Source organism: Acinetobacter sp. 22512, assembly GCF_052044755.1.
GTDB lineage: Bacteria > Pseudomonadota > Gammaproteobacteria > Pseudomonadales > Moraxellaceae > Acinetobacter > Acinetobacter pittii.
In genome coordinates this window covers 1-14,731 of record NZ_JBQENP010000033.1, presented here as the reverse complement: position 1 = coordinate 14,731, position 14,731 = coordinate 1, and the positions used below count along the sequence as shown (strand labels likewise).

12 protein-coding genes and 1 pseudogene are annotated in these 14,731 nt (G+C 37.2%); 9 read left to right on the top strand and 4 right to left on the bottom strand.

The window, feature by feature from the left end; genetic code table 11:
* Window positions 1-53: 53 nt before the first annotated feature.
* From ACTJJG_RS18660 to ACTJJG_RS18645, 4 genes and pseudogenes are all read left to right on the top strand, one after another.
* A pseudogene (locus ACTJJG_RS18660) lies at window positions 54-554 on the top strand (SOS response-associated peptidase); the annotation flags it as partial.
* Window positions 555-664: 110 nt separating this feature from the next.
* Window positions 665-1,291, top strand: a complete 627-nt coding sequence (locus ACTJJG_RS18655; RefSeq protein ID WP_000038641.1) for a LexA family protein — start codon at window positions 665-667, stop codon at window positions 1,289-1,291.
* A gap of 14 nt (window positions 1,292-1,305) precedes the next feature.
* Window positions 1,306-2,601, top strand: a complete 1,296-nt coding sequence (locus ACTJJG_RS18650) for a Y-family DNA polymerase (RefSeq protein WP_001190352.1) — start codon at window positions 1,306-1,308, stop codon at window positions 2,599-2,601.
* 4 nt (window positions 2,602-2,605) lie between these two features.
* A complete protein-coding gene (locus tag ACTJJG_RS18645; protein ID WP_000550047.1) occupies window positions 2,606-2,824 on the top strand; it encodes a hypothetical protein in 219 nt (72 codons plus the stop codon).
* Window positions 2,825-3,149: 325 nt separating this feature from the next.
* Here ACTJJG_RS18645 and ACTJJG_RS18640 read toward each other — a convergent pair whose 3' ends face one another.
* From ACTJJG_RS18640 to ACTJJG_RS18630, 3 genes are read right to left on the bottom strand one after another with little or no spacing between them, the layout of a single operon-like run.
* A complete protein-coding gene (locus tag ACTJJG_RS18640) occupies window positions 3,150-6,350 on the bottom strand; it encodes a tyrosine-type recombinase/integrase (RefSeq protein ID WP_372552854.1) in 3,201 nt (1,066 codons plus the stop codon).
* Between the two features lie 4 nt (window positions 6,351-6,354).
* Entirely contained in the window at window positions 6,355-8,694 is a 2,340-nt protein-coding gene (locus ACTJJG_RS18635; RefSeq protein ID WP_002058482.1) for a hypothetical protein, read from the bottom strand.
* A 12-nt stretch (window positions 8,695-8,706) separates the two neighbouring features.
* A complete protein-coding gene (locus ACTJJG_RS18630) occupies window positions 8,707-9,171 on the bottom strand; it encodes a hypothetical protein (RefSeq protein WP_000911011.1) in 465 nt (154 codons plus the stop codon).
* 274 nt (window positions 9,172-9,445) lie between these two features.
* Between ACTJJG_RS18630 and ACTJJG_RS18625 the strand changes: the two genes are divergently transcribed.
* The 5 genes from ACTJJG_RS18625 to ACTJJG_RS18605 all read left to right on the top strand — a co-directional run bounded on the left by ACTJJG_RS18625 (window position 9,446) and on the right by ACTJJG_RS18605 (window position 13,319).
* Entirely contained in the window at window positions 9,446-9,613 is a 168-nt protein-coding gene (locus ACTJJG_RS18625) for a YhfG family protein (RefSeq protein WP_002125865.1), read from the top strand.
* A 12-nt stretch (window positions 9,614-9,625) separates the two neighbouring features.
* The gene (locus ACTJJG_RS18620; RefSeq protein WP_004826955.1) at window positions 9,626-10,222 is read left to right on the top strand and encodes a putative adenosine monophosphate-protein transferase Fic; all 597 of its coding nucleotides are present in this window, start codon (window positions 9,626-9,628) and stop codon (window positions 10,220-10,222) included.
* A gap of 349 nt (window positions 10,223-10,571) precedes the next feature.
* Window positions 10,572-10,829 (top strand): hypothetical protein, encoded by a 258-nt coding sequence (locus ACTJJG_RS18615; RefSeq protein WP_004726728.1) that lies wholly within the window; start codon window positions 10,572-10,574, stop codon window positions 10,827-10,829.
* Between the two features lie 919 nt (window positions 10,830-11,748).
* Window positions 11,749-12,054, top strand: a complete 306-nt coding sequence (locus tag ACTJJG_RS18610; protein ID WP_000366814.1) for a helix-turn-helix domain-containing protein — start codon at window positions 11,749-11,751, stop codon at window positions 12,052-12,054.
* On the top strand, window positions 12,054-13,319 hold the full coding sequence (locus tag ACTJJG_RS18605) for a type II toxin-antitoxin system HipA family toxin (protein ID WP_000934717.1): 1,266 nt from the start codon (window positions 12,054-12,056) through the stop codon (window positions 13,317-13,319). Before ACTJJG_RS18610 ends, ACTJJG_RS18605 begins: the two co-directional genes overlap by 1 nt.
* 1,071 nt (window positions 13,320-14,390) lie before the next feature.
* On the opposite strand, the gene ACTJJG_RS18600 is transcribed toward ACTJJG_RS18605, so the two are convergent.
* Complete coding sequence (locus ACTJJG_RS18600) at window positions 14,391-14,534, bottom strand: hypothetical protein (protein WP_153565456.1); 144 nt, start codon at window positions 14,532-14,534, stop codon at window positions 14,391-14,393.
* Window positions 14,535-14,731: the final 197 nt, after the last annotated feature.

The following is a 14,731-nucleotide window of genomic DNA, read 5'->3' as shown; positions in this document are numbered from 1 at the left end:
TAGCTGCCTAGCATATCCCAAGTGAAAGTCTCCTGCTAATTCAGCACATATCAGAGCTTGATATTGCAAAGTTTGGATTACTACCGAGCTGGGCGAAAGAATTGAAGTTCAGCAGTCATACTTATAACGCCAGAACTGAGTCTGTAGCAGATAAGCCTAGCTTTCGACATGCTTGGAAGTACAGCAAGTTCTGCCTAGTCCCAGTACAAGAATTTTATGAGCCGAAATACATCAATGGCAAGCCACACTGGTACACCATCAAGCGTAAAGATGATCAGCCTTTTACTGTTGCAGGGATCTATGATGATGCAGTGATTAATGGCAATAAGGTACGTTCCTTTTCAATGTTGACCATCAATTCGGACCATCACCCTTTTATGAAACAATTCCATGCACCGAAGGATGAGAAGCGATCCATCATCGTTATTCCAGAACAGTACAGAAAAGACTGGCTAACAGCCGATCATGAACATGCGCATGAATATTTCTTTCAAATGCCCGATGAATTCGTCACATTTCCACGCGATGAGCAGAAACAAAACGTCTTATTCTGAGCATCCTTGTTTATCCACAACTTTTTAAATTTGAATTTTAAACGCTGTTAGTAATATCCTATTTAAACAAATTCTACTTCCAAACACGCCTCGTAGCGTAGGAGTATCTCATGTCTAAGAAGTTGCCTATTTACTTCTCTGACGACGCATGGTCATCTTTACAAGAGCTCATGGGTCCAGAGGGTAAACCAAGTCCTACCATCAACACCGTGCTTGAACAAATCGCTGTTCAAAATGAGCTTGTTGAAAAATTAGGGCTTACTGCTGTCCTACCCAAATCCAAAGTATCTATTCCCGTCTCTTTAGAGCGTATTCCTGCAGGTCCGGCCTTCAGCACCAAGGATGAGCAAGACAAAGCACTCGATCTGAATGAGTTCCTGATTCACAACCCTATTTCTACTTTTATTGCCTATGTAGACAGTGAATCCATGCTCGATGCTGGCCTAGAGATTAATGATCCAATCATTATTGATCGCAGTATTGAAGCCAAGCATTACGATATCGTGGTTGCCCTGATTGATGACAATGCCTCAACCATTAAGCGGCTGATGATCACCAATAAGATGTCCAAGTCTGAAATCAAAGAAATATTTGGAGATGAAGATTATCCGCTTCCAGAACTTTGGTTGAAGGCTGAAAATTCGAATTACAATCACATCATTCCTGATGATAGTCAGACCATATCAATCTGGGGTGTGGTGACTTTTAATTTAAAGCGTATTTATCACCGCTCATAAAAAGAAGAATAACCATGCAAAGTGAAAATGAAATATTCGCGTTAGTCGACGTGAATAATTGCTACGTCTCGTGTGAGCGTGTGTTTAATCCTGCCTTGAATGATCGCCCAACCATTGTGCTCAGCAACAATGACGGCTGTGCCGTGGCCAGAAGCCAGGAAGCGAAAGACTTAGGCATCAAGATGGGTGTTCCTGTATTCCAAATTAAAGAGCTGATCAAACAACATAACATTCAGGTGCTATCCAGTAATTTCTCCTTATATGGCGAAATGTCCAAGCGCTTTATGGAGCTGCTTGGGGACTATGTTGCACCAGGAGATCAAGAGGTCTATTCCATTGATGAATGCTTTCTGAAGCTCACAGCTTACGAGCATCTATTTGACCTGACTGTATATGCTCAAGACATGAGGGCTAAGGCTTGGCGTTGGTTAGGCCTACCCTGCTGTATTGGAATTGGTCGCTCTAAAACCGAAGCCAAGATTGCCAATCATCTCGCCAAGAAAAACAAGTTCTTCAATGGGGTCTGTAATCTGGCCCATATGGACCCATGCTCTACAGAAACGCTACTCGCGCAGGTTGATGTGTCTGAGGTTTGGGGCGTAGGCAGACAGAACTGTAAGAAGCTCAATACTATGGGTGTTCAATCTGTGCTGGATCTGATCAATGCCAATCCTAAAGAAATCAAAAAGCAGTTTAGTATCGTGATGGAAAAGACGGTGCTTGAGCTACAGGGCCTTTCTTGTATTGACCTTAGTGATGATACTGTAGCGAAGAAGCAAATCATCAGCAGCCGTTCATATGGCAACCCAGTGTATGAAATGGATGACATTAAAGCTTCGGTTCGGCTTTATGTGGCCAGAGCCGTGAAACGAATGCGGGAAGATGGCTCAATCTGCAAGATGATCGGCGTGTATATCCAAACCAGTCGCTTTGATAAGACAGAGCGCTACTCGCCTTACATCGTCGTTCAAATGCATGAGCATACGGATGATCTACTGCTCATCACCAAGGCCGCGATGAAAGGCATCGATCAGATATTTAAGAAAGGCTTTAAGTATAAAAAGGCGGGAATCGTGCTGCTCGAAATTACAGATCAATCCAAGTTTGTGCCCGATCTATTCACGGACTATTCACATAAGCAAGAGCGAGAAAGGCTTTCAGATGCCATCGAAGCCATCAGTGAACGGTTTGGGAAGAATCTCGTCACGCTAGGCATTGCCAACAATAAAGAAGCCACATGGCACATGAATCAAAACCTTAGATCACCTTCGTATTTAACCAAATGGTCTGACTTACCAAGAGTAGGATAAAAACATGCACTTATTTAAATTAACTGACGAACAACTCGCACAAATTCTTATCCCGAAACGATTTGTACCACCTACTCCACCTGAACATGAAGGCAAGAATATGGTCTATGTATTTGATAGTGAGGATAAGTTTGAACTGACTTATGATGAGCTGGTGGAAATCATTAGCAAAGCTAGAATGGCTGGTCCGAAGTTGATACCTGTCTTAGGCACCGTGAATTAAATTGTGCAGTGTTCGCACGCCACTTGAAACATAACTTGATTGGAAATGAATTTGGGCTGAGAAAAATTCAGTTCAAATTTAACCTGACGGGCACACTAAAAAATGGGTAATTGTCAGATCGAGTTTGGACTACAACACTTTAGCTCATCGATTTACCAAAGTGCTAATCTTTACACTATTGTCTAAAATCCAGTGACCAAATTGTGATGCTAAAGCTTTTAAATTCCCTTTATTATGAATCAAAGTTAGTATGATGCTTTTCATAAAGACAGTTTACTTATAACCAGAGAGATTTTTAAACAATTCCCCTTTTAGTTTGCTTAGGCTATTTCAACCAGAGTTCATCTTTTTGCATCATTTTTAACATTAAATTAAATATAACCAGCGGAGTAACATTTTTTTTGTTAGAGCCGACAACTCTTTGAAAACTAAATTTAACGGTTCGCTCAGGAGCATCCAAATTAACTGGGTAGTTTTGTTTTTCTAAATACAGATGATCTCCTAACATTGGCTCTATACCAGTAATAAAATTAACAATTTGTTGCTCATCATCTTTCTTTATGCATTGAAAATGTAGAAAGTTTTTACGTAATTTTCCAAATAATAATAATACCTTAAGTGCATTGACCACGTTCAACTCTTTAGGTATATCTTTCCCCTTATCATGTTGGTTATGCAAATCAAGGAGAGGAATTATTTCATCAGAACGTGTCAGTTTCTTAGCTTTGTCGTAAAGCTCATCAAACCAACCCACATCTAAATTTTTATTACTAACATAATTCGTTTTTAAATTAAAATTTTTGGGGTCCATCCATTTAGTGCTCATAAATTGACATCGCTGCATCCATTCTTGTGCTTGGGTATCTTCGCTTAAACGACCTTCTCTAAAACTTATCAAACGTTGAAAAGGTGTCAGAGTACTCTTCTCTATACTAAACTTCTTTTCTTGTCGGCCAGCCATCGTAACTGGCTGTGTTTGCTGATAAGAATTAAACCATTTCTGCTGCTGAGTATAACGATTTAGGTTTATGTAGTCTGTACTTGACTTCACTGGACTAAAACACTGTTCTAATACTTTTTTTGAAATGATACACGGCGAATTATAAATTCGATCGACTGCTAATAAATCCAAAACATGAAGGTAATTTGAAGCCGTTTGCTCAATACTGCTATGCCCCATCCAAGAGGCGAGCACCTGCCATTTATGTTGAATAATCTCTTCTTGAGCACGTGCTTTCATACCAAACAATAAATCCCTCATCTTTTTTGCTTTTACCCAAGGACAATCTGTGTAGGTCTTGATCATTTCTTTTGAACCGAGCAAAGTTATTGCTAGATAGTTAGCAGCACTGTGGCGTAATGTATGAAAACTAAAGCCATGATGCATACCTAATATTTGACTAAACAAATCTACTGTAATTTTGCTGATACATTGATCAGTTAATACACGATGATTCACACTAAAAAGTAGATCATCCTGCTGATTAACCAAATATTGCTCATAACGATGTTGTATGTAACGTTGTACTACTAAAAACTCATGTTCTGACAATGCAATTTTCAATGGTATTTGACGATTCGCACTTCGCGTTTTCAGACGGCGATATGAATTGTCTTGGATATGAAGCGTGATATTATTAAAAACTGTATTTTCTTTTTCTTTATAAAGTAGCTCTGGGCAAATAATATCTTGTATTTTAAGACAACGAACTTCATTTAATCGAAGTCCAGTTCTATAACTTAGTAAATACATCAGCTTTAAACAACTCAGATGATCGACCCACTCTGATGCCGTTGGCTCTTGACTTAAATTTTCTAGTTTTTCCAATAATTTGCCAAATAGCAAAGGACTCACTAGCCGTGCATTGCAAATTTGTAAATGCTTAAAACTTGAATTCTGTAGCACCAATACCCCTGGAGCATCATAATTCTCTATACAGAATTGATGAAAATCTTTTAGGCGACCAAAACGGTATTCTGCGCTTTGGTGCATCTTACGAGAGGTTTTTCCTTTCACCGAATCTCGTTGAACTGCTTTTTCATCACGTTCACTGCTGTATTTCAATAGCTGCCGATATAAATCCTCATAGTCATCTATGGATTGTTGCTTTAAATCTAATTTATTGAGCCAAATCTCAAATATAAATTCTTTGCCAAACGATCCTAAGTAGCTTTCAATAGTTGATAATTGAAGCCCTCGTTTTTTTAAATGCATTAACCAGTGAATTAAGCGTAGTTGAGCATCAATTAAAGACTTTTCCTCTGTATTAGCATCAACTATCTTCTCCTCTAACACCCTTCTAGTTTCTTGCCAAAAACGTAGCGTGCGTTCTTCTTTATTCCTCTTTTTATCTAAACGCTCAACTTTTTGACCTTTACGTTTCTTTTGACCAAACAACATCAACTCATACGGAATCGTTTGTAATTTGCTTTGAACAGTCGGAACTTCAGGAAGTAACTGCTCTTGTTCAAAATGAATAGGGCGATTATCTGGTTCTGTGACTTGATTGTAATCATTATTCCACAGCAATCTAAATTCGGATGGCCTTAAAGCAACAGTATTAATCTCTTGCTGAAGCACATTACTCAAAAATATATCTATGCTGAGGTTTGGATTAAATTCGAGTACCATTTGCACATCATTAAATGCACGAAATCCACGGCGTTTAATTTGATATTGCAGATCCCCAAGACTTTTTTTCCTGCCTATCTTACTCAAGCTTTCTAAAATACAATCTTCAACTGAATGTTGCAGACAAAATTCTTTCTGAGTAGCTTTCAACTTTTTTAAATATTGCAAAATGAACTGCGCATATGGGTTAAAAAAAACATGTTTCCATTGGTACAACTTTCCCTGTTCTACATCGTTGCCATATTGAGAGTTTTCAACACGATAATGTAGTAACAATGGATTAGTGATTTTTTTGTAGTCCGAATGGTATAACCGAAAACAATTCAGATCTGTACCAAGCTCAATGGCCTCCTGCAATTGCTTCTGAATAGCAATCAAATGCTGTTCATCTGCACAGCCTGAAATATATATAAAACTTAAGCATAAATTTCCCCATAAGTACTTTGGTTCATTCCAATATTCAAATGAATCTTGCCAATACTGCCTTAATTCCTTAAGTACATGGATATGTAGATGCCCCTGTTCTAACCGTGACTCTGTACTCTCAATTTTTCTAGGCAGTACGATCCGTTTAGTATGTGGATTTAGCTTAATTCTGTATGATTTTTTATCTACATTCTGGTTGAATTGCTTCCTTCTTTTATTAAATTCATCTTCAGTAAATTGCATCAGTTTTGATTGTTCGTCTCGGCTCAACTTTTGACTCAAACAATCAACACTATCTTTAATGTCATGCCATTTTTCAGCGATCTGCTGATCAAGTTTTTGCTGCATGTCTTGCGTCAATACTTCAGGTGGAGAAGGCTGTCTATCTAGCGACTTTTTCACCATTTTATGAATATCAACAAATAGATCATCTAGTTGTGGTTTTATTAGTTCTTTGATTTTTTGCATACAACTATTTTCGCTCTAAGTGTTTAATCGATAAAGATTTGACATTATCTTGCAATTGCTGGCGGGCTTGCTGTACATAGACATTCGGGATAAGTGAAGAATGCGGATGAAAAGCCTCTCGGTCACGTTGGTCATGACCATACAGGGCCTGAATTAAGTGAAAAGCTAATGCTGGTTTACCCTCTTGCTGCTCATGCATCAAAAAGTTCATGTCAAAATGACGTAACCAATTCGAATACATATTCTTTGGAAAGACTCCTTGCATATATGAATTCACCCATTTTCTCGATAAAGGGATTAACTTAATTTTCCTGCTCTGCCATTCTTTGACAGTTATCGGCAAGATATCTTTACTAAAAATGACCTTACCAAAAAGATCATTTACAGTTATCTTCTTCTTTGCAAAGACTTGTCTAAAAAATGAACCGTACGCTTCAATAATTTGTTCTAAAAAGGCAGTGTAATTTTGCAGTGTTTTTATGAAAAAATCAGATAAAGGGATAAAACGACCATCTTTTCTTGCTTTACTATTTTTTTTATCATTCACATATAAAAGCTTGAGCTCAACACAATAATCATCCAAATTCCCCAACAGGTTTTTTTTAGGCCGACTTGCCAAACTCAACAAACTGATATGCCACATCCAACACGCATATGCATTAAGTTGATTAATAATGTGCTTATCTTCTTGGATGTTTTCGTGACAATGTCTATGTAAAATATGGAATTGCTCTTTCACAAAATTGGGTTCAAGTGCCAGTTGGCTCCCTATCCTTCCTATAGATAATGCAGATTGCACTTTGAATTGTTGTTGCAATATTTTTAGTTCAGCCGTGTCTTCAGTAAAATGTGTGGAATGTGGTGTAAGTGCTTTTTCTAAAAAGGCTAGATATGTGCTACTGAGTTGAGTTTTCGGTAGCCCGCCATAATAGATACCAGGCATGTGATGCTGACTATCCCGCCCAGCAATTACATGAGCAAGATATTCATTATATGTTTCATAATATATATGAAAATATAATTGAGCCTGCAGTTTTTCTACAGTGATCGAACCTACAAACCGATTATCAAGCCAATTCTTAAGTTTCGTATTAATGTGTGTTGATGAAATTAGTGGATTCGATGCTTGTTCTATATAGTCAAACCAAGCAGAAGGTAAATGTAGTTGATGTGTCATCACTTCATTCCACCGCACATGATTTAAGCTCTTAATCTTCTGCTCTGTAATTTTAAGATTTAATTTGAGTAAATATTCGCGACGTCTACTTGAACCATTCTGGATCAAAATTCCATCTTGAATAAGCTCGTTAAAATCCATCAGTGCGACGGGTGATAATCCCGTCAAAAGTGACAATAAACATGCTGCAGCGATTGCAGCATCCCTCCAGTGCCCGGATAACTCGGTTCTCAACACATAAACAATTTGCTTCAGTATATCTGGCGCCAAATAATGTGGATTTGTAACAAAAGGAGCATGACGGCGCTGGCGATGCCGCATTAGATGCGTCGCATTATCGCTGAGTATATAATTTAAATTTTTAGACTTTTCATCTTCTGAATAAAACTCCATTTCAGGATCTAATAGATCAACTTCACCCTCTTCATCTTTGTGAAGAGCGGCATCATAAATACTGATCTTTGCGTTATGTCCAATATCTACTTGCTTACCCGTTTTAATTTCACGAAATTTTTTGAGTTCATTTTTCGTCGGCCATTGCAAAACTTTACTTTTTTTTGACTTACGCTGACGATGAACAACACGACGATCATCAAGTCTTTTAAAAATTATTAATAGAGCCGATAAATACTCTATGGCTTGTACTTGTTTGAAATCTTTAATATTAAAAAGTTGATTACGATCCTCCTTTTTCAAGTTACGTTCGTACATGACATAGCGATTTAGTAGCTCACTGCATTCTTGAAATAATTCAGCATGATTAGAATCCAGAACATATCGTGATACATAGCGAAAGAGATCACAAACATGTTTTTGCTTATTCTCAGCTTTATCAATTTTTGCAAATTCTTGATACTGCCGATATGTTAAAAAACTCGCTTGTAGAATCAAATAACGTTCAGACGACAGCTCTTGAGTATTACTAGTAGTCGGGCATGCAAAATAACTTAAAGAAGCTAGATAATAATATTTACCTAATTGTCTAGAACTAGATATATAGCCATATATCTGTTGTGCTTCCTTATATAGAGCATGGGCTTTTTCACGTAAATCATCTGATAGATCGACAAATTGTGTATTCACAACATGATTGCGTAATAAACAATAATCTTTTTGGAATTTTTCTGCTAAATCTAAGAATTGCTCTTCTGTTTCAATCTTTGGCATATTCGCTTTCGCTTAATTTTTTATCAAATTGCATTGGTTAAATTCATTACGATCTGAACAATTTGGTAAAAGTTGATCTTTTATTGAACTCTTTGTCAGCTTAAAAAATCTAGCAAAAAATTTAGCATCCAGCTCTTTCTGAGCTTTTCTCTCAAAGCACAAGTGTTGCTGTGATTTTTCGATAAAATCATCAAGATTATGTATCAACTGTAAGATTGCAACATAATTAGAATGTACACGTAAGCATGGCTCCGTTTGCATTAATAGCAATATTTTTTGCCAAATTTTCACATAGATTATTTTGAACTTTGCTTGTACTACTACTTTCTGGCTCTGTTTAATCTTTTTGATTTTCAGTAGTTCTGAGTTAATTTTTACTATCTTAAATTGAACATTTTGTCGCTCAAAGCAAAAGGGCATGATAAATTGCCCCATAAATATCTCTATATTTTTTACTAAATAGTCAAATTTTAACATTTTTATCGATATAAAAAATGAGCATATCTTTGTATATTAAAATTCATTTAATTTATCAACTAAATTTTCTCAAAATTACAATTATCAACAAATACATATGGTTTACTTATCATGGGTGGTCTAAATTTTAAAAATTCTTCCACTTTTTTTTAGTTTTCTGTTATTACATGAAACAATACCGTTGTATTACATTTTGAAATGCTGTGTATGCAGCATTGATCAAAAAGATTCTCTGCTATACTTACTTCACGTGTAGCATCAATGGAGTTTCGAAATGCTCAGAACCACTGAACAGAAAAAAAAATATATTCAAGCGACACGTGCGCAAAACTATCAAGCCAGCCTAAAGCTTGAAGGCATTACAACGACAGCTCAAACAACTCAACAAAGTAAAGCTGAAATCTTGCAAAAATATAAGAAGTATTCGCAACCCGAAACTTAGTCAGGTGCATGTATGGATAAATATGGGGAAATGGGTGACAGCCTGTATTGTTACCCTGGCACAAATATCCTAAAGAACAAACTCAATATTCATGATGAACAAATTTTAGAACAAGCTGAACTAGAACTGTCTGGATTGGCAAGTAACTTAATTGAATATGCTGAACCACCTTACGACTTACAATACTTAAAATCAATTCATGCGCAGCTCTTTGGCGACTTATACGACTGGGCAGGAAAGTTAAGACAAATCGATATTTCCAAAGGTGACACCCGTTTTTGTAATTTTTCCCGTATTGAAATTGAAACCAATAAACTACTCAAAACGCTTCAAGAAAAAAAATACTTTCAAGGCTTAGCACCACAACAACTGATTCCTCAACTTGCCGACTTGTATTGTGAGCTTAATGTCATACACCCATTCCGTGAAGGTAATGGACGTACACAACGGATTTTCTTTGAGCATCTGATTGCTCATTGTGGTTATGGTATTGATTGGTCTCGCATTGACTCTCAACAACAATGGATTCAAGCCAATATTGAAGGTTTTTATGGTAATTTAAATCCATTAATTAAGATTTTTGAAATATGCTTTATTCAAAATACCTAAAATTTAAGTAGTCGAAGCCCACAATCCTTAATGAGCCATCATCTTTGCTTCAATCCACTGATTAATTTCCCAAATAAACCAACAATCACGATTCTTAGAAATCTTAATACTCTTCGGGTAATTTAGGATCGTAATATTCAGATTACTTATCCAGAATTGAATAGATCGTTAACTTAGATAGACTTTTAAGCAATGTAACTTGCCGCATGTTTATCAACATATGTCTCAAAAAAGTCTGCCCATACATAGATTTATGGCGTTTAGTGCTTAAATTTCAGATTAATCTTCGTCTGATGACCTGAATGGATGTTACAGATTACATGCAGGTGAATTACTCTGTGGCTGTATCATGGCTTTTGTGCAATCCAATCCATTTGATCCGAATGTTCTCTTTTGCAATAAAGCAGCCTCTTCTGCTTTTCCTGAACCAACGAACTATGTCATTGATTTGATTCAACCGACAACAGTGATGCTGAATCAAATCTCCAAAGAAGGGATTAAATGCAAGAAATGTGGTAAGAAAAAGATAGGGGATGGAAGTTATTATCCGTCTAATTGGAACCAGCCCATGAGTCGAGATCAGTTGAGTAAGAATCATTTTAAATGAATAAGAGAAGGATGGCTTACCTCACTTCTCCGAATAACAATGCTATGCTTTTCAACCAAGGTTATAAATTGGCAACTACATTTCATTCTTCTTCATGCTGGTCCTATAGCCTGTAGACAATTACTACATCATTTGCATTCAATGCTCAATACAGCCTGTCAGCAGAACCGCAGCGATACTTTTTTTCGTGCATACATGTAGTGTTTAAATCCATTCATTTTTCAATGATCCTCTGCCGTTTATCACATTTATGGTCGATCTTTAACCTTGTGAAAAATGCACATACCGATCCCTTCAAACTGTCAAATTTATGTATGCATGACATTTAAAGAAAATTATCTGATCAATTTTTTTAGGTAAAATTCATCAAGAAAAAGTTATTATTATTCATAACATCACCAATAACCACATAAAAACAATAATTTAATAAATTATTCTTCCAATTTTTTTATATTTAGTGTTATTACCTCTAAATCCATGTTTACCACCTTCTATTACATAAGTAATTTAGAAGTATCCACGATATAAATTGCTTGCCCTCACACCTCTCCCCTCTCACGCCCAAAAAATTTATACTGAAAGGCAGATTAAGCCCGTTCGAGTTACATATAGCCGCATGCTATATTGAAAGCATTAAGAAAATATCCTCAATATTTATAGGATTTTTAAAGTATGAACTAATTTTCGAAGAACCCTTTCTAAGTAATGTGACCTATTAGGAAAAATGAAAATACTGAAATCTCCGTATCAACAATCAGTCAAAGTACATCCTGATGATTTTCTGTAACCGATACCCAAGGACTATACCTACCCTTCTGATGTGCTGTGCAACAAAGCCCTCCTTAGCCACACTATAGCTATAGATTAATTCCATTATTTTGTGATTTAATTAAATTATTCATTCTTAAGACCCAATTTAATGGATTTATATTTCACTAAACCAGAAGAAGTTGTGACTCTTTTAGGTGAGCGTTTACGTAAGCAACGACTCTTTCTGGAGATGTCTCAAGCTGAGGTAGCAGCACGCGCTGGTGTCGGCGTGAATACAGTTTCGAATCTTGAAGCGGGACGAAATGTATCTGTTGAAAATTTAGTCCGTATTGCAATGGTCTTGGGTCGATTAAACGAACTTCAGGAACTATTTAAACCTCAGCTTAACAGTGTGAATGACATTCTTCGCTATGAGAGTCAAAGTAAGCGCCACCGTATTAAGAGGAAGGGATAATGCTCAATAGACTTAATGTTTATTACAACGGTTGGGGCGAATCATGGTTATGGGGAACGCTGATTAGTTCAACAGCCACGACAGGTAGACCCACCATTGCTTTTGAATATAGTCCAGAAGCAATACAGCAAGGTGTTGAGCTCTCTTCTTACTTGCTGCCTTTAAAAGGTCTACCATTCAGACAAGGTTTTCCTACTCATCAAATGGGACTCCCAGGTCCAGTCTATGACGCTTTACCAGATGGTTGGGGCATGATGTTGATGGATCGATATTTCAAAAAAATTGGCTTAAATTCAGCACGAATTGGACCTTTGGAGCGTCTGACCTATATTAGTAGTCACGCAATGGGTGCCCTCTCCTTTGAACCTTGTGTTGCTGACATGCAAACCTCAGAAAATATCCCTTTACAACAACTGGCCCAGGAAGTTCAAGAAGTACTCAAAGGTGAAGGTGGTGAATTTCTACAGCATTTATTGGTCATGGGTGGCTCCCCTCAAGGTGCCAGACCAAAAGCGTTGGTTTACCGAGATCCTGTCAATTTAGAGTTTTCGACTCAAGATTCTGATCAACATGAAGCCTGGCTGATTAAGTTTCCTGCTCAGCAAGAGCATCCTGAAGTCTGCGCCATTGAAGCCGTCTATGCAGAATGTTTGCGACTTTGTGCAATTGAGACTCCAGATACCCATTTCTTTAATTTGCCCAATGGTTTAACGGCTTTTGCTTCTAAACGATTCGATCGTCAAAATGGTATGCGGATTCCAATGCAGAGTTTGGCTGCATATACAGGAGCAGACTATAAAGTTCCAGGTAGCCTAGACTATCGCAATTTTCTCCGGGCAACCTTGATGTGTACGCAAGATGTACGAGAAAGATTGCATGCTTTTAAACGTGCTGTGTTTAATGTGCTTTTCAATAATCGGGATGACCATACTAAGAACTTTTCATTTCTCATGGAGAAAAATGGTCAATGGAAATTGGCTCCAGCCTATGATGTGACCTTCTGCGAGGGTCCAGGTGGTTATCATCAAATGGACATTATGGGAGAAGCGCTCAATATTTCCCGAAATGACATACATAAACTCGGTACTTCAGAAGCTAATCTGACTACTCTAGAAGTCGATGAGATCATCTTGACCATGCGTGAAATTGCACTTCAATTTAGTCAAATTGCGCAGCGCCTGTATCCCCATCAAATTCGAGAATCTACCCTACAGATGATTCAATCACGGATTCAACAGAATATTGATTTTTTAACTGAAACCTAAGCGTAAATATAAACTAAGCGCCAACCATCAACTGCAAATAGACTTTGATATAGTTAGTCGCTACATAATCTGTAGAACCTGTGAATTAGCTCTCTTTATAATCACGAATATTAGATGGATCACCGCCAAGATATATTCTGCAAACGTGAAATCACTACATCCAGATCGAAAATCACTAAGAAAAAACTGTCACCAAAAAAAGGTCTGCACTATGGATAGATGCAGACCAAACTCTGGATAACTACCAGCACGAGAAATATGTCGCAATTTTGCATAGACATGAATTTGATAAAATCAGCCCAGAAAGCCAGAAATTCATAAAAACTATTTCATCAATCCCCTATAACTTAATCACGTTCATGGTCGATCTTAAATCTTGTGAAAAGTACTCATGCTGACCTAGCCAAACTGTAAAACTCATGTATTCATAGCCTTTAAATGAATCTTTCAATCGGTATATTTAAGGTAAAAACTAGTAATCAGAAGTTATTATCACCCCCATATAAAACAAGGATCAACTTAAAAACAATAACTTAGTAAATTATTCTTCCATTTTTTTATATTTAGTGTTATCTCATTCACTTGGCTCTGAAAGTTTCTCGCACTGAGTTTATATGCGGACCAATTCGTTGTACGGTAGATTTTAGTTGCTGGCTTCTTCATTCGGAAATTATATTGCTGAATCAGACCTTACAAACAGCTTTGTGCAACAAAGCCGTCTTTAAGTACTTTTTTTAAAGGAAAAATCATCGACTTAAATCTATATTTCCAACAGTGCCACTTTTATCGCTTTAGCACCTCAACTCATTTAAGTGGCGTAACTTACATAACTTATGCATCCCATTTAAGTGACCTCAGTTATAGTATTCCGTGTCAGGAATTTGTCCACTTATTCCAATGATGATGAGAACTGCAGCATTGACTTAGATCGCCAGTGCTCAGTACTGGCCATCATGTAGCTTTTATCGCTTTAGCGCCTTAACTTATTTAAGTGGCGTAACTTACACAACTTATGCATCCTATTTAGGTGACCTCAGTTATAGTATTCCGTGTCAGGAATCTGTCTACTTATCAGCGTCCGCGGAACTGCAGGATTTCTGCTTTGTTGTTCGCAACGAGGGCTAATTCTGGAGTTCCGTATAAGGCATAATCAATAACGACATCTCGACTGATAATCAGTGCAGTAACTTTAGCCAATCTCGCTGCAATTTCCATGTCAGGAATTTGTCCACTTATTCCAATGATGATGAGAACTGCAGCATTGACTTAGATCGCCAGTGCTCAGTACTGACCATCATGTAGCTTTTATCGCTTTAGCGCCTTAACTTATTTAAGTGGCGTAACTTACACAACTTACGCATCCTATTTAAGTGATGTAAGTTATAGTATTCCGTGTCAGGAATCTGTCTACT

Bases quoted from the DNA above. Each gene is read 5' to 3' on its own strand.
- ACTJJG_RS18600 (WP_153565456.1), bottom strand. From the start codon at position 14,534: ATGGAAATTGCAGCGAGATTGGCTAAAGTTACTGCACTGATTATCAGT.
- ACTJJG_RS18605 (WP_000934717.1), top strand. From the start codon at position 12,054: ATGCTCAATAGACTTAATGTTTATTACAACGGTTGGGGCGAATCATGG.
- ACTJJG_RS18655 (WP_000038641.1), top strand. From the start codon at position 665: ATGTCTAAGAAGTTGCCTATTTACTTCTCTGACGACGCATGGTCATCT.
- ACTJJG_RS18630 (WP_000911011.1), bottom strand. From the start codon at position 9,171: ATGTTAAAATTTGACTATTTAGTAAAAAATATAGAGATATTTATGGGG.
- ACTJJG_RS18635 (WP_002058482.1), bottom strand. From the start codon at position 8,694: ATGCCAAAGATTGAAACAGAAGAGCAATTCTTAGATTTAGCAGAAAAA.
- ACTJJG_RS18650 (WP_001190352.1), top strand. From the start codon at position 1,306: ATGCAAAGTGAAAATGAAATATTCGCGTTAGTCGACGTGAATAATTGC.
- ACTJJG_RS18620 (WP_004826955.1), top strand. From the start codon at position 9,626: ATGGATAAATATGGGGAAATGGGTGACAGCCTGTATTGTTACCCTGGC.
- ACTJJG_RS18625 (WP_002125865.1), top strand. From the start codon at position 9,446: ATGCTCAGAACCACTGAACAGAAAAAAAAATATATTCAAGCGACACGT.
- ACTJJG_RS18615 (WP_004726728.1), top strand. From the start codon at position 10,572: ATGGCTTTTGTGCAATCCAATCCATTTGATCCGAATGTTCTCTTTTGC.
- ACTJJG_RS18640 (WP_372552854.1), bottom strand. From the start codon at position 6,350: ATGCAAAAAATCAAAGAACTAATAAAACCACAACTAGATGATCTATTT.
- ACTJJG_RS18610 (WP_000366814.1), top strand. From the start codon at position 11,749: ATGGATTTATATTTCACTAAACCAGAAGAAGTTGTGACTCTTTTAGGT.
- ACTJJG_RS18645 (WP_000550047.1), top strand. From the start codon at position 2,606: ATGCACTTATTTAAATTAACTGACGAACAACTCGCACAAATTCTTATC.